Raw genomic sequence first — 19,728 nt, forward strand, 5'->3', positions numbered from 1 at the left:
TCTCCACCGCCCGGCGGGTGCGCACCCTACCTCACACCTGAGAGTCGCGGGGCCCCCCCCCGGGGCGCCCCCCGGGGCCGCCCCCCGCCCCGGGCCCCCCCCCCCCCCCCGCCGGCTTGTCAGCCCGGTTCGATCCAGATGTTGCGGTAGCGGACGTCGGCGCCCGGGTCGCTGAGAACTCTCGCGCGCTCGCCGAAGGGCGACCTGGGCACCGGGGGATCGCGATCAGCGATCCTCGATGTGCACGTCACGCTGGAAGACTTCTGCTCGATGTCCACAACTTCTGTCGATGGGATTGCACGTCGTCCCGCTACAGCAGGGTCTCCTGGTGCGGGAACGTGAGCCGGGCCGTGGTGATGCTCTCGAGGACCTGGTCTTCGTTCAGCTCGCGCTCCTGCACCTGGGCGTAGTTGCGGCCGCGGTGGTGGGTGTTGCGCATCCGGACCACGTTGGGGAAGCGGCCGACGGCGCGCATGTCGCCGAGGCCTGACAGGAACACGAGCTGGATGCCGTTCGCGGCGGCGACGCGGCGCTGCAGGTCCAGGAACGCGACGTAGTTCGCGGTGCCGAGCGGGTTGTCCATGGGCAGCACGCCGAGGCCGGGCACGTCGCCGCCGCGGTTGGCGGCGCGCAGGCGGGCGAGCATGCAGAACAGCAGCAGGCTGATCGTGACCTTCTCCCCGCCGGACCACTTGCTCATCAGCTCGACCGGCTGGCGGTCCTCGCCGAGCTCGGTCGACGGCTTCAGCACGCGGGCGGTGAAGTTGCCCCGGCCGACGACCGCGGTGGTCGCCTCCCACACCAGGGTCAGCCCGTCGGGGATGGTCTCCTGGCGGGCGACGAGCCGCTCCACGAGCCGCTCGACCCGGCTGCGCAGCGTCGCGTCGGTGGTGTCCACCGTGGAACGCGGGCCGACGTCGAGGAAGCGGCGGTTGCGCAGGTGGTCGGCGAGGCCGGGCGGCAGCTGCGCGTGGTGCTGGGCGCGCTGCAGCGTCTTGAGGCCCTCGCGGACCTCGGCGCACAGCGCGGTCACCACGAGGTGCTTGTCCTTGTCGACGGCCTCGAGCTCACCGGCGAGCGCGTGCCGGTACGTGCGCAGCTCCCCCGCCAGCTCCGGCGGCAGGTCGGCGGTGCGCTCGCCGCGGAACCGGTCCCGCACCTCGGCGGTGACGGCGGCGAAGCGCTCCTCGCCGGCCCAGCGGTCGACGCGGTGCGCCTCGGCGGCGAGCTGGTTGCGGGCGGCGACGACCGCCTTCTCGGCCGCCTGCAGCGCCCGCCGCGCGGCGCGGCCCGTCTCCCGCGCCGCGTCGACGTCGCCGTCGAACGGTTGCGCGGCAACGGGTTCGTGCTCGCCGAGGTCGGCCTCCAGGTCGCCGGCGAGCCCTTGGAAGTCGGCGGCGCGGCGGTGCTGCGCCTCGGCCGCCCGCAGGGCCGCCGCCTGCCGTTCGCGGGCCACCCGCACGGTCTCACCGGCGGCGTCAAGGTGCTCCCGCAGGTTGTGCGGCACCGGTACGGCCGGCGACAGCTCCTCCGGCGCCGGGCGGCTCGCGCCGCGTTCCGCGAGGTCCCGGCGGGCGGCGTCACGCTCGGCCTCCGCCCGGGTCGCGGCCGCCCGGGCCGCGAAGTGCTCCTGCTCCGCGAGCTCGGTGTCGCGGGCGACGAGCGCCGGGTCGGCGGCCTCGGGCGTGGCGGCGAGCCGGGCGGCGGTCTCGTGCTCCTCGGCGCTGAACTGCCGCGCCTGCCGGTCGAGCGCGTCGAGCCGCCGGCCGATCTCGCTGATCGTGGCCTCGAGGGCGTCGCCGGACGAGCGGCGCGTGTACGCCTCGTCGGCCGCCTGGTACGCGCTCATCGCCGCCGCGAGGCTCACCGCCGCGCCCGTGCCGGCCATGCCTTCGGCGACGCGGCGCAGCTCGTCCATCCTGGCGCGGTGCCCCCTGGCGGTGACCCGGTGCTGTTCGGCGTCCGAGGTGCAGCGGGCGGCGACGACGGAGAAGCCGCGCTCCTGCTCCTCCGCCCGCTCCAGCTGCCCCTCCAGATCGGTCCGGGCGGCGGGCAGGCCGCGCAGCTCGGTGCGCTGGCGGTCGGCCTCGGGCGCGCGGCGGGCCAGGTCCTGCAGCACGCCGAGGCGGGTGGCGAGGACCCGCCGCCGCTCGGCCAGCCGCTGCTGGGTCTCGCGCAGCCGGCCGGCCCGCGCGTCGAGCTCCCCGCGGGCGTCGTCGAGCTGGACCGCCCGGTCCCGGGCGGCGTGCAGCAGGTCGCCGACCCGCCGGTGCTCGGCGTCGAGGTGCTCGCGGTGCCCGGGCGGGCACCGGTCGGCGAGCTGCCGCAGCTGGTCCTTGAGCCGCAGGTCCTGGTCGCGGGCGTCGAGCAGCTCCTGGACCCGCTCGCCCCGGTCCCGCCGGCTCTCCGCCCGGCGGTCCGCCTCCCGTGCGGCCGCGGTCCGGTCGTACATGGCGGGCGCCGGCTCCAGGACGAACCCCGGCACCGGCTCGGCCACGGCGGCGTCGAGGTGGGCCGTCGTGGAGACCTGGACGGCGCTGGTGGGGAAGAGCCGGGCGGCGTGCAGGGCCTCGCGGGCACGGGCGAGGTCGGCCTCGTCGTGCAGGAGGAGGCCGCCGACGAGGTGCGGGACCCGGTCGACGAGCGCGGCCCAGCGGTCCTGCGGGACCCGGTCGGCGAGGTGGTGCCAGCCGGTGCTGGCGGGGATGCGCTCGGCGGCGAGGACGTCGGCGGCGCGGGCCAGGTCGAGCGCGGCGGGCAGCAGCCCGCGCGGCGAGGCGAGCGCCTGCACGGCCCGGTCGTCCTCGGCGTCGGCGACGGCGAGCTGGATGCGCTGCCGGTCGGCGCCGACGATCGCCTCCGACAGCTGGTCGACGAGGAGCCGGTGCTCGCCGACGGGGTCGACGGTGTCGCGTTCGGTGAGCGCCGTCAGCCGCGGATCGGTGGCCAGGGCGTCGATCTCGGCGAGCAGCGGCGTGCGGACGCTGTCGAGGGTGGCCAGCTGCCGGGTCAGCTCGGTGACGGCGGCGTGCACCGAGGCGCGTTCCCGCTCGTGCGCGGCCCGGTCCGCGTCGAGCCGCTCCGCCTCGGCCGGCAGCTCCTCCACCAGCCGCCGCGCCGCCTCCTCGTCGTCGCTGCGAGCGGCGTCGAGGGCCCGGGCCAGCCGCTCGGCCGTCCCCGCTCCCGCTGGTCCGTCCGTGGCGTCACCCGGGGCAGCTTCGTCGGTGGCGTCACCCGGAGCCACGGCGGAGGTCGCGGTGAGGTGGCCGGCGGTGGCGGCGGTGTGCACGTCGTGGTCGAAGGCGGCGAGGTACTGCTCGATCGCGCGCTGCCGTCCGGTGAGCCCGCCCAGGTCGGCGCGGAGACCGTCGGCGAGGCCGCGGGACTTCGCCTGCTGCTCGGCGGCCTCGGCGGCCTGGGCGGTGAGCGTGGCGACGGTGTCGTCGAGCTCCGCGCACGCGTCGCGCAGGGCCGACAGGTACACCGCGGCGGCCTCCGACCTGGCCTGCCGCAGCGGGGCGGCGCCGGCCTCCGCCGCCAGCTGCCGGCCCCGGGCGGTGGTGAGACGGGAGTTGAGCTGGTCGCGGTCGACGATGAGCGGCACGAGCTGCCAGGCGCGGTGCACGCGGCGCCGGGCGAGGACGGTGGCGGCGGCGGCGTCCACGGCGGCGAGGGCGTCGGTGTGCCGGCGGGACGCGGCCTGCCACTGCTCCTCGCGCAGCAGCACGTCGAGGGCCGCCGCCCGGGTCTCCGCGTCGGTGGCCGCGAGCGCGGCGGCGCCGGCCGCGGCCTCGTGCTCGCCGGCGGCGGCAGCGGCGAGCGCGGCGGCGCCGGTGAACGACGCGGCGAGGCGCACCGCCGCCTGCCGGGTGGCGGCGGCCTCGGTGGTGGCGGTGGTGACGGCGGCCCGGGAGCGGTCGAGCACGTCGAGGAGGTCGACGGCCTCGTCGCAGAACGCGACCTCGGCGCGCAGGCGCGGCTGGCGGGCGAGCCGTTCGCGGGTGCCGCGCAGGATGGTGGCGACCTTCGTCGCCGAGGTGGGCTCGGTGACGAGGCTCAGCAGGTACTGCACGAAGTCGTCGGACGTCTTGAACTTGAAGTGGTGCTCGATGCCGCCCTCGGAGGCGTTGATCCGCAGGATGGCGGTGAACAGGCCCGGGTCGAGGCCACGGTCGTGCAGCGCCTGCGCCCACCGGTCCTGCTTGGTGGTGACGACGGGCTCCGCGGCGGCGGGCAGCGCCTCCACCGCCCGCACGAACTCCTTGAAGTCCGCGGTCGCGAACGGCAGGCTCTCGATCTCGACGACCGGGGTGAAGGCGTACCAGGTCTGCTTCAGCCGGTCGTGCCCGGCGTTGGGGTCGGCTGGCTGGACGCGGTCGGTCCACTCGTAGACGGCGCCGGTGACGAGGCGCCGCCCGGTCGGGTCGGTCCACTCGACGACGACGTGGCCGGTGTCCGCGCCGAGGATGCAGTCCTCCAGGTGCCGGCCGGTCGTGGCGGTGGCGAGGAAGTCCCGCCGGTCGGGCCGGATCAGGGCGCAGATGAGGGCGATCAGCGTCGACTTGCCGCCGCCGTTGCGCATCCACAGGATCGTGTCGAGCGGTGTGCCGTCCTTGCCGGTCAGGTCGAGCCACACGTCGCGGAAGCGCGCCGCCGGTGAGCCCACCCGGTCGAGGTACACCCGCCGCATCTGCCACAGTCTCGCCGGCGCCGCCATCACACACCCTCCACAGTGGACCCGCCGGAGGCGGTGGTCGCGCCCGAAGCGGTGGTCACGTCCGAAACGGTGCCCGCGCCCGAAACGGTGTCCGCGCCGGAAGCCCGATCGGCGGTCGCCGCGCCGGGACCGGTCGCGATGCCGGCGGTGGTCGCGGCGCCGGCGGTGGTCGCGGTGGCGGCGGTGGCGGCGGTGGTCGCGGTGGCGGCGGTGGTCGCGGCGCGGCGCACCGAGCGGAGCGCCTCCAGGGCCTCGCCGCCGGCCACGTCCGCGACCAGCAGCCGGAAGCGGTCCGTCAGCTGGAACGACGTCGCCCCCATCTGCGGCACCTGCCGCGCGGCGCCCCGCTCGACGAGCCAGCCCAGGACCTCGAGGACCGCGAACTGCGTGCACCCCCGCGCCGGCCCCGGCAGCCGGTCCTTCGGCTTGAACGCGGCGGTCCGCCGGTACACCTCGGCCGCCCTGCGGGCCTGCCCGTCGACGGTGTCGGGGTCGCCGGGCAGGGCGAGGACCCGGTCAGCGGCGTCGCGGACGAACCGGTCCAGCGCCGCGACCTCCACGATCTTCACGTCGGTGGTGTCGAGGTCGACGTCGTGCGGGAACGCGTACGCGGCGATGCCCAGCACGACGAGGCCGGCGATGAGCTTGTCGTCGGCGCTCATGCTGCCGCCACGCAGGTCGGCCATGCGCAGCGCGAACACGCTGCCCGGCTGGGTGCTCAGGACCAGTCCGGTGCGGGCGGGCGCGCCGAGCACGACAAGGCCGAGCCCTCCGGCGACGGTGTCGACGGCGTCACGGAAGGCCGTGTTGGTGCGGTACCGCTCCAGCAGCTGCCCGTAGGTGTTGCCGTCGGTCGGCCGGGCGCCGGTGCGCAGGCCGAACGCGACGAGCTCGGCCGCCGACCACACGTCCTCGATCGGGACCGTCACGAGTCCAGGCCTCCTTCGTACCGCACCAGCAGGTCGTCGCCCCAGGCGAGGGGGTGGTCGAGGCGGTCGCCGGAGCGCTCCGCGGACAGCGCCTCGGTGAGGGCCGTGAGGTCGGACTTGGCGTCGGGGTCCCCGACGTCGGGCGCGTAGGACCACAGCGCGGTCAGCAGCACCAGCTCCCGCAGGTCGTCGCCGCCGCCGGCGACCTCGGTGGCCTCGCCCAGCAGCGCCGACAGCGCGACCGGCCGGTCCGAGGCGCGGCGCAGGATGCGGGTGGCCTCGGCGACGACCGCGGGCGGGTAGGCCTGCAGGTCGACGCCCTGGACGTCGCCGGGCGTCTCGGGCTCCTGGTCGGCCGGTTCGGCCGCGCGGGGCGGGGCGAGCAGCATGTCGACGAGCCCGTCGAGGTGCAGCAGCCGCGGTACGCGCAGCCCGAGCACCCGGTCCGCGAACGTCTCGGCCACGACCCGGGCCTGCTCAGCCGGCGCGTCGAGCACCGGGTGGAACAGCTCCGGCTCGATGTTGAGCAGCCGCAGGTGGACCCGGCGGGCGAAGACCTGGCTGAGCTGGGCCTGCAGGAACACGCCCCGGGCGCCGGCGACCCGCTCCGCGAGGTCCAGGTGCACCCGGCGGATGCGGCGCAGGGTCTCCACCAGGTCGCCGGACGCCTGCCGCACGGCGCTGTCGGTCTCGGTGTCGATGCCCGCCGCGACGTGGTTGAGGACCTCCGCGTCGGCGGCGATGCGGGCCTCGACGTGCTCGCGGGCCCGCGCGAGGCGGTGCGGCACGTCGGTGATCCAGTCGAACGCGCGCACGTCCCGGCGGGTCGCGTCGAGCACGTCGGCGAGGGACGCGGACATGGCCACCGACACGCGCTCGGCCTGCGTGGCGGTGCGGGCGGCGGCCTCGAAGCGCCGGTCCCGCAGCTGGCGCTGCAGCACGACGGAGAACGCGGCCTCGGCGTCGTCGACGTCCAGGTCGAGGCCGTTGAGGTACAGCATGACCGCCTGGTGGGACGCGAGCACGACCGCGCCGTCGGGGCCGTCCTGCAGTTGCAGGAGCTTGAACGCGTACTCCTCGCGGCGCGGCGGGGACGCGTGCGCGTCGACGAACGAGTAGACGAACGCGCCCTGGTTGTCGGCGTCGTTGAGCAGGCCTTTCACGACCCAGCGGGCGGCGTCCTGGTGGTCGCCGGCCGCGCCCCCGGGGTGCATGACGGCGGCGAGCTCGGCGGTCGACTCGATCAGCTCGGCGAGCGTGATCTGCCTGGCGAACCCCATCGACGCGACCGCGATGTCGACGGCGGCGAGGGCGAGCTGGCGCAGGTCGTAGGCCTGGTGGACGGTGGCGTGGGCGGCGTTGCGGACGAGCCGGGCGACCGGGTCGGTGAGGATCAGCGCCCGCCAGCGGGCCCGCATCGACGCGTCGGCGGCCGGTGAACGGACCTCGGGCTGGTCGGAGCTGGTGACCGGGCCGCTGTCGAAGAGGTCCGGCTGCCACTCCTGCACCACGCGGTCCTGCTCCTTCCCTGTGCACTGCTGCCGCTGTTTTGCCGCGGTCCGCAACACTATCGGCGGATTCGGGCGGCGGCCAATCCACCGCCCCCGCACGTCGGGGGGATACCCTGCTGGTTGTGCTCGTCCTGCTGTTCGTCGCCGTGGCGTACGCGGTACTGATCGCCCTCCACGCGTGGACGATCCGGCACCACCGTCTCGAGGGCGCGTACGAGCCGCGGGCGGCCAGGTGGCTCGCCGCCCGCTTCGGCCCGCTCCCCCCGCCCCGCCCGGCCGGCACCGTCCTGGCCCGCCGGGAGGCGAAGGCCTTCGACCGGCTGCTGATCGGCGACCTGGACCCGGCGGAGTACCGCGCGCTGATGGCGCTGCTGGCGGCCCAGGACGCCGTCGAACGGCCCCTCCGAGTCCCGCGCTAGCGGTTCCTCATCCGGGTGGCCCGAGGCTGATCGCGTCGTTCGGGCCGGCGCCGGGCACGTCGAGCGTGGCGGTGACGGCGCCGTCGGGGGTCACCACGAGCACCTTGCCGTCCTGGACGGCGAGCAGCACGTCGGCGGTCACCCACACGGCGCTCGCCGGGAAGGGCACGCTCTGCCCGGTGGTGGTGTCGAAGCACCGCCAGCCCGAAGGTGTCGCGAACCCCGGGGGGCCGGCCACGACGTAGCGGCCGCCCGGCGACCAGGAGAACGCGCCGGACGGCATCGCCGTGACCTGCGCAGTGCTTCTGGCCTCGCCGGTCGTGGCGTCGAAGTACTGGAGCCGGGCGACCCGTTCCTCCGCCTCCGCCTCGCCGCCGGAGCGGTCGGCGATGGGCAGCACGACGCTGCCGCCGTCCCGCGTCCAGGCGAAGGAACACTGGCTGCAGTCGAACCGGTCGTGGTCGATCCAGTGCCGGCGCACCTCACCGGTCTGGGCGTCGATGACGGCGAACCCGACGCCCCGTTCCTTCACGTTGATCGCGCCGACGAGGCGGTCACCGGCCGCGTTCCAGCTGTAGTCGCCGACGAAGCCGGCGGTGTCGACGGTGACCGGGTTCGTGCCGCGGACGTCGCTGATCCGGATCTTCTCGGGGGCGACGACCGTGAGGACCCGTTTGCCGGCCGGCGCCGGCCACACCACCCCGGACATGGTGACGTACTCGCCGGTCGCCCGGTCGAGCACGCGGTCGCCCATCTTGGTCACGACCCATCCGCCGGGCAGGCCCGACCCCCACGTTGTGGGGGTCGCCGCCGGCGACGTCGACGCGGCCGGCACCGCGGGTGCCGCGCCGTTGCGGTGCGGCAGGACCAGCCACGGCACGGCGACGGCCACGGCGGCCACCACAGCGGCCGCGCCGGCGGCCAGGCGGCGGGTCCGGCGGATGCGCCGGCCCTTGGCCATGCTGCGGGCGGCGAGGCCGGGCCCGGGGGCATGGACCTCGCCGGCCATCTCGTCGATCGTCTCGTGGAGCAGCCGCTCGAAGCGCATCAGTGCCGCCCTTCCATCTCCACCCAGTCGAGCTGCGGCACGAGCTCGCGCAGTTTCGCCAGGCCGCGGGACGCCTGGCTGGCGACCGTGCCCGCGCGGCAGGACAGGATCGCCGCGGTCTCCTCGACGCTCATGTCCTCGAAGTACCGCAGGATCAGCACCGCCCGCTGCCGGGGCGGCAGCGCCCGCAACGCGTCGCGCAGCAGCAGCCGCAGCGCGGTGTCGGAGTCGAGGTGCCGGGTGCCGGCGCGGTCCGGCGGCTCCGCGACCGTCACCTCCGCCTGCCGGCGCCGGCTGCGCCAGCCCGACGCGAACTCGTTGTAGATCATCCGCCGGAGGTACGGCTCAGGCTCGTCGATGCGCCGCCACCGGGCGAACGCCTTCGCGAGGGCGTTCTGCACGAGGTCCTCGGCGGCGTGCCGGTCGCCGGTCAGCACGTACGCCGTCTTGAGCAGCGCGTGCGCGCGTTGCTCGACGAAGGCCGAGAACTCGGCCTCCTCGGGTGTCTCTACGACGTGGCACCTCCTTCACCGCCATTGACGCCGGCGGTGCCGGAAAGTTTGCATCGCGGCTCTCAGGGTGCCGCGACCCAGCCCGGCAGCTGCTCGCGATGGGTGAGCCAGTCCTGCGGGATGCCGTCGCGGCCGACCGCCGCGGCGACGACACCACCGGTGATCGCGGCCGTCGTGTCGACGTCGCCGCCGGCCTCCACGCACGCCAGGATCGCCGCGCGGTAGTCGGCGAGGTGGGTCGCGGCGGCCCACAGCGCGAACGGCACCGTGTCCTGGGCGAGCACCTGCGAGCCGTTGCCCAGGACGTACGCGGCCTCCGCCACGCCCGCGCCCTCGTCGAGGAGCCGACGGGCGCGCTCCAGGCCGCTCTTGACCTTGCTGTCCACCTGGTACGCGAGGACGGCGTCGAACAGCTCGGCGGGCTCCAGCGGCGCGTCGACCAGCCGTCCCCAGCCCGCCTCGGCGGCCGCGACGGCGACGGCGACCGCGCCGAGGATGCCTTCGCTGTGCGCGTGGGTGACCTCGGCGCTGCGCATCGCGTCGAGCGCGGCGCTGCGCGAGTCCCCGGCGTGGAACGCCCCGAGCGGCGCGACCCGCATCGCGGCGCCGTTGCCCATCGAGCCGAGGCCGTCGAACGCGTCCCGGGCCGCGTCCCGCCACGGCACGCCGTCGCGGATCTGGTGCAGGACGACGACGGCACCGCCACCGTAGCCGCGGTACGGCTCGTACCGGCGGGAGAACGCCGACGCGAGCCTGTCCCGGTCGATGCGCCCGTGCACGGCGAGCTCGTCGACGATCGAGCAGGCCATCTCCGTGTCGTCGGTCCACGGCCGGGCGCCGGGCGGCTCGTTGGCCTCGGTGATGTGGGACAGCGTGGTGCCCGGCACGAAGAACTGGGCGCCGACCGCGTCGCCGACGGACAACCCGTCGAGGCTTTCGTAACAGAGGTCGAGTGAGGTCATGTCGCGGGCAATGATGCTGTCACCAGCTGCCCCACCGCAAGCGGCGGGTCCCGCGCGGAGGGTTCCCACCCTGCGGCCCCCCATGCGCCGCAAGCGGCGCACGACGAGCGTCTGTGCATGGCATTGTTGCCTGATGTCCGAGGTCACGGCCGACGGACGCCCCGTCGGTCTCTACGAGGTGCTGCCCGACGGCGGCGATCCGGTCTTTCTCCACTCCAAGGTGCCCCCGGGTGCGGCGATCCTCGACCTCAGCCACTCGGGCGGCCGCTTCGCGGATCCCCTCGCCGGCCTGGGCCATCCGGTGGTGGTCGTCGACGACTCGGCCGCCATGCTGGCTCAGGTCCGGGACGCCCGCACCGTGCAGGCGGACCTCGGCGGCCTGGACCTCGGCGAGCGCTTCCCGGTGGTGCTGGCGGCGAGCGCCCGCACCAACGCCGTCGACGTCACGCTGCGCGACGAGCTGCTCGCCGCGTGCCGCCGGCACGTCACCCCCGACGGCCTGGTCGTGCTGCGCTGGCTGCCGCCGTCGTGGTTCGACACGGCGGTGATGTTCAGCGGCCGGCTCAAGCGAATGGAGATCACGTTCGAGATCGAGTCCTTCGACGGCACGGTCCTGAACAGTCGCAGCACCTACCGTCTCGGCCGCACCACCTGGGAGCAGCGCAACTCGGCCCGCCGCCTCAGCAACGCCGACATGCGCGCCGCCCTCGTCGCCGCCGGGCTGCGCTTCGAGCGGCACCTGCGCGGCGGCCGCCAGTTCTTCTCCGCCGTGCCCGTCAGCGACCCGCCAGAGGCTTGAGCGTCCGGACGACCGCGGCGACTTGGTCTCCGCAGAGATCATCTTCGCGGAGACCAGGTCGCACGTGGTGCTACAGCCCGAGGAGCGCGGCGGCGATGATGCGCTGGGAGCGGATCGGCTGGTCGCTGCCGCCCATGTGCAGGGTGTTGACGGAGAAGACCAGGCGGGAGGACAGGTCCCGGGTCGCGGCCATACCGTTGTTGTAGCCGGGGCGGTCGCCGCTCTTGCCCCACAGCGTCAGCGGGCCCACGGGCAGCCTCGTCAGGCCCGCGCTGTACACCGCGTCCCTGTCGTCCGAGGGGTCGTCGTTCCCGTCGTACAGCGTGATCCCCGCGGGCACGGTGAACATCTCCGACAGCTGCGGCTCCGGCACGAGCCGGCCGCTGAACAGGGCCACCATGAACCTGTCCAGGTCCGGCGCGGTCGAGACGATCGACGCGGCGGACCACTGCAGCGACGTGTCGGCGCGGGTCACGTCGACCCAGCCGGCGGCGGTCGCCTCGTAGCCGTGGGCGTGCGAGCCACGGATCTCGACGTCGCGGCCGGGCGCGGTGGTGCCGCGCAGGCCGAGCGGCTCGACGATCCGGCGCTGGATCTGCGACTCCCAGGTGCGGCCGGTGACCTTCTCGATGAGCAGCCCGGCGACGATGTAGTCGACGTTGCCGTACCGCTGCTTCGTGCCGGGCGTGAACGCCAGGGGCTTCGCGGTGTCGATCTGGCTGCCCTTCGCCCACCGGTCGTAGCGGTGCTCCAGGAACCACGCCGCCTGTTTGTTGGGGACCTCGACGTGGTTGATGCCGCTGGTGTACGTGAGGACCTGCCGCACCGTCACCGGTGCGGTGCCCGCGGGCAGGAGGTCCGGCAGGTAGTGCTGCACGGTCTCGTCCAGGTCGAGCCGCCCCTCGGCGACCAGCTGCAGCGTGACGACGGCCGTGAACGTCTTCGTCATGCTGCCGATCCGGAACCTGCCGTCGACCGGCACCGTCCGTCCGGTGCGCACGTCCGCGACCCCGGCGGTGCCCTGCCGGCAGCCGCCGGCGTCGTGCAGCAGCAGGAGCGCCCCGGACGCCTCCGCGTCCGGCAGCCCCGCAATGGCCTCCCCCAGCGGCGTGCCGGCGGCCACCGGCGTGCACCGCTCCCCGTGCGTGTCGTGTGCCTGAGCGGGCGCGGCCGCCCCGGCGACGAGCGCCGCCGCGACGAGGGCGGCACCGAGTGCGCGCATAGCGGTCACCTCCAACGATAGGTGGAAATCTGTCCCTCCCACCCAATCGCTGGAGCCGCCGCACGGGCATCCGGGATTTACCTCCGCGGGTCCCCGAGAACCGCCCCCGAGAAGCCGTCGGGGTCCTCCACCCACGGCAGGTGGCTCGCCCCGCGCAGCACCACCCTGCGGACGTCGGGCAGCGCCGCCACCAGGGAGTCGACCGCGGACCGCGGCCGCAGGTCCTCGCTGCCGTCGACGACCAGCACCGGCACGCGCAGCTCCCGGCACCGCCCGGCCAGGTCCGTCTCCCGCAGCCGCCGCGCGATCTCGGCGTTGATGGTGACGCTGCACTCGCGGTTGATGTCGAACCACGGCGTCGCCATCGCCTCGGCGTGCTCCGCGGCCCGCTCCCGGTCGGGGAACTCGGCGGTCCACAGCCGCACCACCGACGCGCGGTCCCAGCCGCCCGCCACGCCGCCGAGGTTGCGGCGGAAGGCCGGCTTCCACGTGTCCTCGTCGTCGATGCCGGTGCCCGCCACGTACACCAGCCGCAGGACGCGATCCGGGTGCCGCAGCGCGTATTCGAGGGCGAGGTGCGCACCCCACGAGTGCCCGAGCAGCGTGGCCCTGCCGCCGGCGTGCTCCTCGATGACGTCGTCGAGATCCTGGAGGCTGCGGTCCAGGGTGTACGGGCCGCGCCGCTCCGACCTGCCGCAACCGCGCTGGTCCCAGCGGACGGTCCGGTAGTGGCCGCCGAACGTCGCGGCGAGGCCGCCGGCCATGTCCCACAGCCCGGGCCCGCCGTGGCAGAACACCAGCGGAGGCCCGTCCCCGCCGGCCTCCGTCCACAGTCGACACCCGTCGCGGGTCAGCACAGCGCCGCCTCGACGATCCGCTCCTGGGTCATGGTCGCGTCGACCGGCCGCAGGACCCCCAGCGCCCGGTAGTGCTCCAGCACCGGCGCGACGCCGGACCGGTAGGAGCGCAGGCGCGCCATCAGGGCCTCGGGGGTGTCGTCATCGCGCTGGAACAGGTCGCCGCCGCACCGGTCACAGCGGTCCGGCTCGGCCGGCGGGTCGAGCTCGACGTGCCAGATCCGGCCGCAGCCGCGGCACGTCCGCCGCCCGCAGCAGCGGCGCGCGATCTCGGCGTCGGGCAGCACCAGGTCGACCACCCGGTCGACCCGGGCACCCCGCCCGGCGAGCGCGGCGTCGAACTCCGCCGGCACCCACGAGGTCGCGACGCCGAGCAGGACGAAGCCCGCCGGGTCCAGGTGCGCCAGCACGATCGGCAGCAGCACCGCGGGCGGCACCATCTCCTCGGCGTTCGCGAACCGCAGGATGACGGCCCCGGCCGGGGTCTGCCGGCCGACCTCAGCCTGGAAGACGCTCGCCACGGTCACCGCCGGTGTGCCGAGCCGCGCACCGATGCGCTCCACGACGTCCTCGCGGCCCGGGTCCGGAGGTCCGAAGACGACGATGTTCACCGGGGCAGGGCCCGCAGCGCGGCGGTGGCGGCCGGCCACGGGAACGGGGGCACCGGGGTCGTCGGGTCGCTGTCCAGGGGTGGGACGGCGGCCGGGTCGAACAGGACCGTGACGCCCCATTCGCGCAACGTTCGCACGCTCGCCAGGAACGCGGGGTGCCTGGACAGGCCGGCGTTGGGGGTCGGGACGGCGATGACGGGGCGGCCCAGGCCGATACCCTCGTTGAGCAGGCCGAGGGCGAGGGTGTCGCTGATCCCGGCGGCGAGCTTGTTGACCGTGTTGAAGGTGGCCGGTGCGACCACGAACGCGTCGGCGGGCGGCAGGACGTCGGGCTCGTCCGGGTCCTTGTACTGCGAGCGCACCGGAAACCCGGTCAGCTCCCGGAGGGTGTCGGCGTCGATGAACTTGAGGCCGTCGGGGGTCGCGACCACGCAGACGGTCCAGCCGTCGCGCTGGGCGGAGGCGACGAAGTCGGGCAGGTCGGCGGCTGGGCGCCCGCCGCAGGCTACGACGTACAGCACCGGCATCCGCCAACCCTAACCTCCAGGGCACTCGCAGGCGCAGGCCGTGACCGGCGACGGCGTCCCGAGGTCGTGCGGCACGTGCCCGATCAGCGGCCTGCTCGCGCCGATGCCCGCGACGCACACTCGCCTCGTACGCCCTCCCCATGCTCGCGATCCTCGTCGCCGGGGCGGCCGGGGCATCGGCGTTCGTACTCAGTCACGTCCTGAGCACCTTCCGTGGTGGCGTACCATTCGGCGTCCGGTCCGCTTGTGGGGGTGCTTCGTGCAGGGTCAGGTCCGCTTCGCCGTCGACCTCGGCACCTCCAACACGGTCGCGGTCGTCGACCGGGGCGACGGCACGCCGCGCCCGCTGCTCTTCGACGGCAACCCGCTGCTGCCGTCGGCCGTGTTCGCCGACGCCTCCGGCACCGTGTTCGTGGGGCGCGACGCCGAGCGGCACATGGCGACCGACGCGGCGCGCTACGAGCCGAACCCCAAAGGTCACATCGACGAGGGCCTCATCCTGCTGGGCGACCGCGAGGTGCCCGTCGTCGACCTGCTCGCCGCGATCCTGCGCCGCGTCGCGGGCGAGGCCGCGCAGACCGGCGTCCTGGCCGGCGGCACCACGGTCCTCACCTGCCCCGCCGACTGGGGCCCGCGCCGCCGCGCCGTGCTGTCCTCGGCGGCCGACCTCGCCGGGTTGGGCCGGGTGACGCTGCTGGACGAGCCGGTCGCCGCCGCCACGTACTGCATGCGGGTCCTTGGCGCCCGCGTCGCCCCCGGCCGTGCGGTCGCCGTGTTCGACTTCGGCGGCGGCACCCTCGACGTCACCGTGGCTTCTTCGGGGGGCTCCGACGCCCTGCGCGTCCTGGCGACCGGCGGCCTCGACGACCTGGGCGGCACTGACATCGACGCCGCCCTGGTCGGCCACCTCGGCCAGCAGATCGCCGCCCACGACCCCGACCTGTGGCGCCGCCTGCAGCAGCCGCGTACAGGCGCCGACTTCCGCGACCGGATGGCGTTCTGGTCGGAGGTACGCGCGGCGAAGGAGATGCTCTCCAGAGCGGCCTCCGCCCCGGTCCACGTGCCGGGCGTCGACCAGGCCACCCACCTGACGCGGGAGGAGCTGGACCGGGTCGCGGGCCCCTTGGTCGACCGCGCGGTCGACGAGACCCGCCGCGTCCTGCAACGCTCGGGTGTCCCCGCCTCCCAGCTGGACGCGATCCTCCTGGTCGGCGGCTCCAGCCGGCTACCCTTGGTGGCAAGCCGCCTGCACGCCCGCTTCGGCCTGGCCCCCGTCGTGCCGGAGCAGCCCGAGCTGCCGGTCGCCTTCGGCGCGCTCCTGCTCGGCAACACCGTCACTGCTTCACCTGCCGCCGCGTCGTACGCTTCCACGCCGCCTGCCGGCTACCCGGCCTCCGACCCGCCCGCGGGTTACCAGACTTCCACGCCGCCTGCTGGTTACCCGACTTCCACACCCGCTGGGTACCAGACCTCCGCACCACCCGCAGGCCACCCAGCTTCCGCGCCGCCCGCCGTTTACCCGGCTTCCACACCCACTGGGCACCAGACCTCCGCGCCACCTGCGGGCTACCCAGCTTCCGCGCCGCCTGCTGGTTACCCGGCTTCCACACCCGCTGGGTACCAGACTTCCGCGCCACCCGGGGGCCACCCAGCTTCCGCGCCGCCCGCTGGGCACCAGACCTCCGCGCCACCCGGGGGCTACCCGGCGTCTGCGGGATACCCGGCTTCTGGTGCCTTCGGGGCCCATCCGGGTGCCGGGCAACCGGCGGCCTACGAGACCTTTGCGCAGCCTGCCGCGTTCGCGCAGCACCCGACCAGCTTTCCGCAGCAGGCCAGCCATCCGCAGCAGGCCGGTCACCCGCAGCAGGCCGCCTACCCTGCGGCCCCGGCGGGCTATCCACCCTCAGCGAGCTTCCCTGCGTCCGCACCTCCCGCGGCGTATCAAACCTCCGGGCCCGGGGCGTACGCATCCCCCGCACCGGCCTACCCGTCCGCGCACGTCGCCGTCCCGCAGACTCCGGCCGTGTCGCAGGCTCCCGTCGTACCGCAGCAACAACGCCCACAGCGCCCCTCGGTCATCATCGGCCCGGGCGTCACCATGCAGGGCAACGTCGCGATCTACGGCGACGAGGACCTCATGCCGCAGTACGCCCGCGAGGACCCACCGGAGCCTCCCGCAGACCCGCCGTCGTCGCCGCCGCCCGCCCGTCCTCGCCGGAGCGGCTCAGGGTTCTCCATCTCCCGCTTCTTCTGGCGCCTCCGTCTCATGGCCGTGCCGCTCATCATCGTCCTCGCCCTGACCCCGTGGGGCCGCGGCCTGCTCAGCGCCGGCCGCGACAAGATCGAGCAGTGGACCGGTAAGCCGCCTGCGAGCGCACCCGCCTCGACCACCCCGACGAAGGCCACCGCCTCTGCCGCAGCGTCCACCACTGCCACCGCCACCGGCCCGGCCGCCAAGCTCACCCCCGCCTCCGTCAAGGTCGGCACCCCCTCGGTCAAGGTCACCGGCACGGGCTTCGACAAGGGCGAACAGGTCACCATCAAGGTCAACGGCACCCAGAAGATCGTCAAGACCGCCACCCCCACTGGCACCGTCGAATGGACCATGCCGACGGCAGCCCTCAACGAGGGCAAGACCACCGTCGAACTGACCGGCTCCCGCTCCAAGCGTCCCACAAAAGCCACCCTCGAAGTCACTGCCTGACTGTTGGTGCGGTGACGCTCGCTGTGCGTCATCGGACTGGACGGTGGGTGTGGGGGTTGGGAGAATGTGGGTGGCGCCTATCGGGGAAGGCGGCGCATGCCACGACTGTACTTTTCTTTGTCAGCACCAGATTCAAGCCCACTGGCGACGCTGGACCCGGTCAGCTGGGAAGCCCGCCGCGCCGCATCCGCCGCCGAGTGGCAACGCCGCCGCGATGCGAAGCAGCAAGCAAGGGCAGAGTTCGCAGAAGCCCGCGCGCACGGCCTCGCCGCCCGCCACGCGACCAAGCTGACCCGCCTCCGCAACGCCCAGATTCTGCGCGAGCTCAACCATCCCGCACCCCCGCAGCCGCGCCACCGCAGCCGCCCACCTGAGCCATCCGCCGCTCGAACCCCACCACCACCCAGACCAGCCGCCGACCCACCACCATCGGGACCGGCCACCTGCCCACCACCGCACAAAGCTGCTGCCTGCTCGCCGCCACTGGAACCGTCCACCTGCCCACCACCGCCAGAACCAGCCACCACCGCCGCACCACCGCAGCCGCGCCACCACAGCCGCCCACCTGAACCATCCGCCGCTCGAACCCCACCACCACCCAGACCAGCCGCCGACCCACCACCATCGGGACCGCCCACCTGCACACCACCGCCAGGGCCGGCCACCACCGCCGCACCACCGCAGCCGCGCCCACCGGCACCATCCGTCGCTCGAACCTCATCACCACCCAGGCCGGCCGGCGGCCCACGACCATCGGGACCGGCGACCACCGCCGGCCCGCTACTGCTCGGGCCGCCCACCACCGCCGATGCACATGGACCTAGGTCACTGGCGACAGCTCGTCCATCGCCACCGAACCGAACCACAGCGATCGAGTCACCATCCCAGCCGCGAGCCCTGACGCGTCCGGCAGTACCCGACCGGGCCTCAGACGCCGATGCACCAGCCCAACCATCAACCACCGCCGGGCCGCAGACACGCGCACCAGCCACCGCAACACGGCCACCGCCGAACGTTGCGGCCATAGGTAGACCGCCGCCGTCGCGATCACCGGCCATGCCAGACCCACAAGCACCTACGACGGTCCCGGCCATCGACTCGCTACCCGAACCGCCGGCCATCACCGACCCACAGGCGGCCGCACCGGCAACCGCAGCACGCCCGCCGCCGGCCGTCGCAACCGCAGCCGCAGCCGCAGCGCAGCCGCAAGCAAGCGGCCGCCGGTCGAGGGCAGCACACAGGCGCCCGGACCAGCTGCTGCACCGGCGCCACCGTCATCGCCACTCGCAGCGGCACCGGTCACCGGTCGGCCGCGGGCTCGGCCACGGGGTGCCGTCCGTCCACATCGGCCCAGACCGGCCGCCGAGCAATGTTCATCAGCCGCGGCCGCAGGCTCTGCCTCGCATCGACCGTCGCTTGGCGGCGGGCTGGGTTCGCCTGCGGCTGCCGCGAAAGGCCGTCCACGACTGTTCAGTTCGGGCGCCGTCGAAGGTGGTCCGGGGTGTCGCCACTGCTTCACCGTCGCCTGATCCGCTGGTGCCCACTGATTCGCCGCCGTCCTGTTCAGCGGCGTCGGCTGTTCGCCGTGGCGCCATCGAGTCGGCCTCGGCGAGCCGCTGCCTCGGCGAGCCGCTGCCGCGATGGTCTTTCGGCGTAGCGAACCGCGCCGGTGCTCCGGCATCGCCGCGACGGCCGTCGGCGCCGCGGCGCGATAGCACCCGGGCAGCTACGGCCGGCGGTCGATCGACGCTGCCGCCACACCGGCTGCTGCCACCGGCATCAGAGGTACGACCAGTGCACCATCCACGTGCCGGGCCGCCGCTCGACGTCGGGATCGCCGCCACCACCGGCACGCCCTCGCCCGTCGGCCGCCGTGCGGCACCTGTCATCACCGGCAGCGCGTCCCGCCGGGTCCGTCGATCACCAACTGTCCACGTCGGACGGGGTGGGCCGGCAGGGCGAGGTCCGAAGCGTCGACGTGGGCTTCCCAAGCCGGCGAAGGGCGTTGTGATCGTTGTCGCGCGGAGGAAAGGGCGCTTGATTCTTCTCTACTTATACGATAGGAATTGCATACTTCTACTAGACGAGGGCTGAAGCGGAGAGTGCTGTGAGTGCCGAGTATGGCCGTCGGGTGGGGTTGCGGGTGCTCGCCGTGGTTGTGCTCGGGGTGTTGTGGCAGGTGACGGCGGTTGTCATGGACAACCCGACGTTCATTCCCTCGCCTGCTGCGGTGTGGGACCGGCTGGTGCAGACCTCGACCACGCACGACGGGAGCAGGGGGTACAGCGGCCACCTGCTCATCGAGCACCTCGGCGTGAGCCTGCGCCGCATCCTCATCGGGTCGGCGATCGGGGTGGCGGGAGGGCTCGTCGCCGGTGTGGTGATGGGGACCGTCGGCTGGATCCGGGTCGTCACCGAGCCGGTCGTGACGTTCGTGCGGGCGCTGCCGCCGCTGGCGTACTTCAGCCTCTTCATCATCTGGTTCGGCATCGACGAGACGCCCAAGCTGTGGCTGCTGTCGATCGCCGCCATGCCGCCCGTCGCGGTGGCGACCGCCGCGGCCGTGCACGGTGCGCCGACGGCGCTGGTCGAGGCGACGCGGGCGCTGGGGGCGAAGCGCTGGCAGGTGACCCGTGACGTGGTGCTGCCCAACGCGCTGCCCGAGATCTTCACGGGGATCCGGCTCGCGGTCGGCATCGCGTACTCATCCGTCGTGGCCGCCGAGACCATCAACGGCGTGCCCGGCATCGGCGGCATGGTGCGCGACGCGCAGCGGTACTCGCAGACCGACGTCGTCGTGCTCGGCCTCTTCGCCATCGGACTGTCCGGACTGGCCATCGACGCGGTGCTGCGTCAGGCCGAGAACCGCCTCATCCCCTGGCGCGGACGCGCCTGAGAACACGATAAGGA

The 19,728-nt window shown here is 74.3% G+C and carries 15 protein-coding genes; 4 read left to right on the top strand and 11 right to left on the bottom strand.

Annotated features, from left to right (window positions below; translation table 11 throughout):
• Positions 1-310 precede the first annotated feature (310 nt).
• From ACFY3L_RS38510 to ACFY3L_RS38520, 3 genes are read right to left on the bottom strand one after another with little or no spacing between them, the layout of a single operon-like run.
• Positions 311-4,690: a hypothetical protein gene (locus ACFY3L_RS38510; RefSeq protein ID WP_389336027.1), complete on the bottom strand. Its 4,380-nt coding sequence runs from the start codon at positions 4,688-4,690 to the stop codon at positions 311-313.
• A gap of 26 nt (positions 4,691-4,716) precedes the next feature.
• On the bottom strand, positions 4,717-5,646 hold the full coding sequence (locus ACFY3L_RS38515) for a hypothetical protein (RefSeq protein WP_389336030.1): 930 nt from the start codon (positions 5,644-5,646) through the stop codon (positions 4,717-4,719).
• Positions 5,643-7,157, bottom strand: coding sequence for a hypothetical protein (locus ACFY3L_RS38520; protein ID WP_389336033.1), 1,515 nt, complete (start codon positions 7,155-7,157; stop codon positions 5,643-5,645). Before ACFY3L_RS38520 ends, ACFY3L_RS38515 begins: the two co-directional genes overlap by 4 nt.
• Before the next feature lie 122 nt (positions 7,158-7,279).
• Between ACFY3L_RS38520 and ACFY3L_RS38525 the strand changes: the two genes are divergently transcribed.
• Positions 7,280-7,576: a hypothetical protein gene (locus ACFY3L_RS38525; RefSeq protein WP_389336036.1), complete on the top strand. Its 297-nt coding sequence runs from the start codon at positions 7,280-7,282 to the stop codon at positions 7,574-7,576.
• Between the two features lie 7 nt (positions 7,577-7,583).
• On the opposite strand, the gene ACFY3L_RS38530 is transcribed toward ACFY3L_RS38525, so the two are convergent.
• The 3 genes from ACFY3L_RS38530 to ACFY3L_RS38540 all read right to left on the bottom strand — a co-directional run bounded on the left by ACFY3L_RS38530 (position 7,584) and on the right by ACFY3L_RS38540 (position 10,098).
• The gene (locus tag ACFY3L_RS38530; RefSeq protein WP_389336039.1) at positions 7,584-8,624 is read right to left on the bottom strand and encodes a hypothetical protein; all 1,041 of its coding nucleotides are present in this window, start codon (positions 8,622-8,624) and stop codon (positions 7,584-7,586) included.
• A complete protein-coding gene (locus ACFY3L_RS38535) occupies positions 8,624-9,079 on the bottom strand; it encodes a SigE family RNA polymerase sigma factor (protein ID WP_389336520.1) in 456 nt (151 codons plus the stop codon). The genes ACFY3L_RS38530 and ACFY3L_RS38535 overlap by 1 nt, the downstream gene beginning before the upstream one ends.
• Before the next feature lie 119 nt (positions 9,080-9,198).
• Entirely contained in the window at positions 9,199-10,098 is a 900-nt protein-coding gene (locus tag ACFY3L_RS38540; protein ID WP_389336042.1) for an ADP-ribosylglycohydrolase family protein, read from the bottom strand.
• Between the two features lie 133 nt (positions 10,099-10,231).
• Here ACFY3L_RS38540 and ACFY3L_RS38545 point away from each other — a divergent pair, with 133 nt between their 5' ends.
• The gene (locus ACFY3L_RS38545; protein WP_389336044.1) at positions 10,232-10,897 is read left to right on the top strand and encodes a class I SAM-dependent methyltransferase; all 666 of its coding nucleotides are present in this window, start codon (positions 10,232-10,234) and stop codon (positions 10,895-10,897) included.
• Positions 10,898-10,967: 70 nt separating this feature from the next.
• Here the strand turns inward: ACFY3L_RS38545 and ACFY3L_RS38550 are convergent, their stop codons facing one another.
• From ACFY3L_RS38550 to ACFY3L_RS38565, 4 genes are all read right to left on the bottom strand, one after another.
• On the bottom strand, positions 10,968-12,119 hold the full coding sequence (locus ACFY3L_RS38550) for a serine hydrolase domain-containing protein (protein ID WP_389336047.1): 1,152 nt from the start codon (positions 12,117-12,119) through the stop codon (positions 10,968-10,970).
• A 77-nt stretch (positions 12,120-12,196) separates the two neighbouring features.
• Positions 12,197-12,976, bottom strand: a complete 780-nt coding sequence (locus tag ACFY3L_RS38555) for an alpha/beta fold hydrolase (RefSeq protein WP_389336050.1) — start codon at positions 12,974-12,976, stop codon at positions 12,197-12,199.
• Positions 12,970-13,587 (bottom strand): adenylate kinase family protein, encoded by a 618-nt coding sequence (locus tag ACFY3L_RS38560; protein ID WP_389336053.1) that lies wholly within the window; start codon positions 13,585-13,587, stop codon positions 12,970-12,972. The genes ACFY3L_RS38555 and ACFY3L_RS38560 overlap by 7 nt, the downstream gene beginning before the upstream one ends.
• On the bottom strand, positions 13,584-14,114 hold the full coding sequence (locus ACFY3L_RS38565; protein ID WP_389336056.1) for a flavoprotein: 531 nt from the start codon (positions 14,112-14,114) through the stop codon (positions 13,584-13,586). Before ACFY3L_RS38565 ends, ACFY3L_RS38560 begins: the two co-directional genes overlap by 4 nt.
• Before the next feature lie 259 nt (positions 14,115-14,373).
• Here ACFY3L_RS38565 and ACFY3L_RS38570 point away from each other — a divergent pair, with 259 nt between their 5' ends.
• A complete protein-coding gene (locus tag ACFY3L_RS38570) occupies positions 14,374-16,818 on the top strand; it encodes an Hsp70 family protein (protein WP_389336059.1) in 2,445 nt (814 codons plus the stop codon).
• 325 nt (positions 16,819-17,143) lie between these two features.
• On the opposite strand, the gene ACFY3L_RS38575 is transcribed toward ACFY3L_RS38570, so the two are convergent.
• On the bottom strand, positions 17,144-17,539 hold the full coding sequence (locus tag ACFY3L_RS38575) for a hypothetical protein (protein ID WP_389336062.1): 396 nt from the start codon (positions 17,537-17,539) through the stop codon (positions 17,144-17,146).
• Between the two features lie 1,386 nt (positions 17,540-18,925).
• Between ACFY3L_RS38575 and ACFY3L_RS38580 the strand changes: the two genes are divergently transcribed.
• Complete coding sequence (locus ACFY3L_RS38580; protein ID WP_389336065.1) at positions 18,926-19,714, top strand: ABC transporter permease; 789 nt, start codon at positions 18,926-18,928, stop codon at positions 19,712-19,714.
• Positions 19,715-19,728 lie beyond the last annotated feature (14 nt).

It is taken from the genome of Dactylosporangium sp. NPDC000521 (assembly GCF_042898305.1).
Lineage (GTDB): Bacteria > Actinomycetota > Actinomycetes > Mycobacteriales > Micromonosporaceae > Dactylosporangium.

Bases quoted from the DNA above. Each gene is read 5' to 3' on its own strand.
- ACFY3L_RS38530 (WP_389336039.1), bottom strand. From the start codon at position 8,624: ATGCGCTTCGAGCGGCTGCTCCACGAGACGATCGACGAGATGGCCGGC.
- ACFY3L_RS38550 (WP_389336047.1), bottom strand. From the start codon at position 12,119: ATGCGCGCACTCGGTGCCGCCCTCGTCGCGGCGGCGCTCGTCGCCGGG.
- ACFY3L_RS38540 (WP_389336042.1), bottom strand. From the start codon at position 10,098: ATGACCTCACTCGACCTCTGTTACGAAAGCCTCGACGGGTTGTCCGTC.
- ACFY3L_RS38565 (WP_389336056.1), bottom strand. From the start codon at position 14,114: ATGCCGGTGCTGTACGTCGTAGCCTGCGGCGGGCGCCCAGCCGCCGAC.
- ACFY3L_RS38510 (WP_389336027.1), bottom strand. From the start codon at position 4,690: ATGCGGCGGGTGTACCTCGACCGGGTGGGCTCACCGGCGGCGCGCTTC.
- ACFY3L_RS38575 (WP_389336062.1), bottom strand. From the start codon at position 17,539: ATGAGGTTCGAGCGACGGATGGTGCCGGTGGGCGCGGCTGCGGTGGTG.
- ACFY3L_RS38545 (WP_389336044.1), top strand. From the start codon at position 10,232: ATGTCCGAGGTCACGGCCGACGGACGCCCCGTCGGTCTCTACGAGGTG.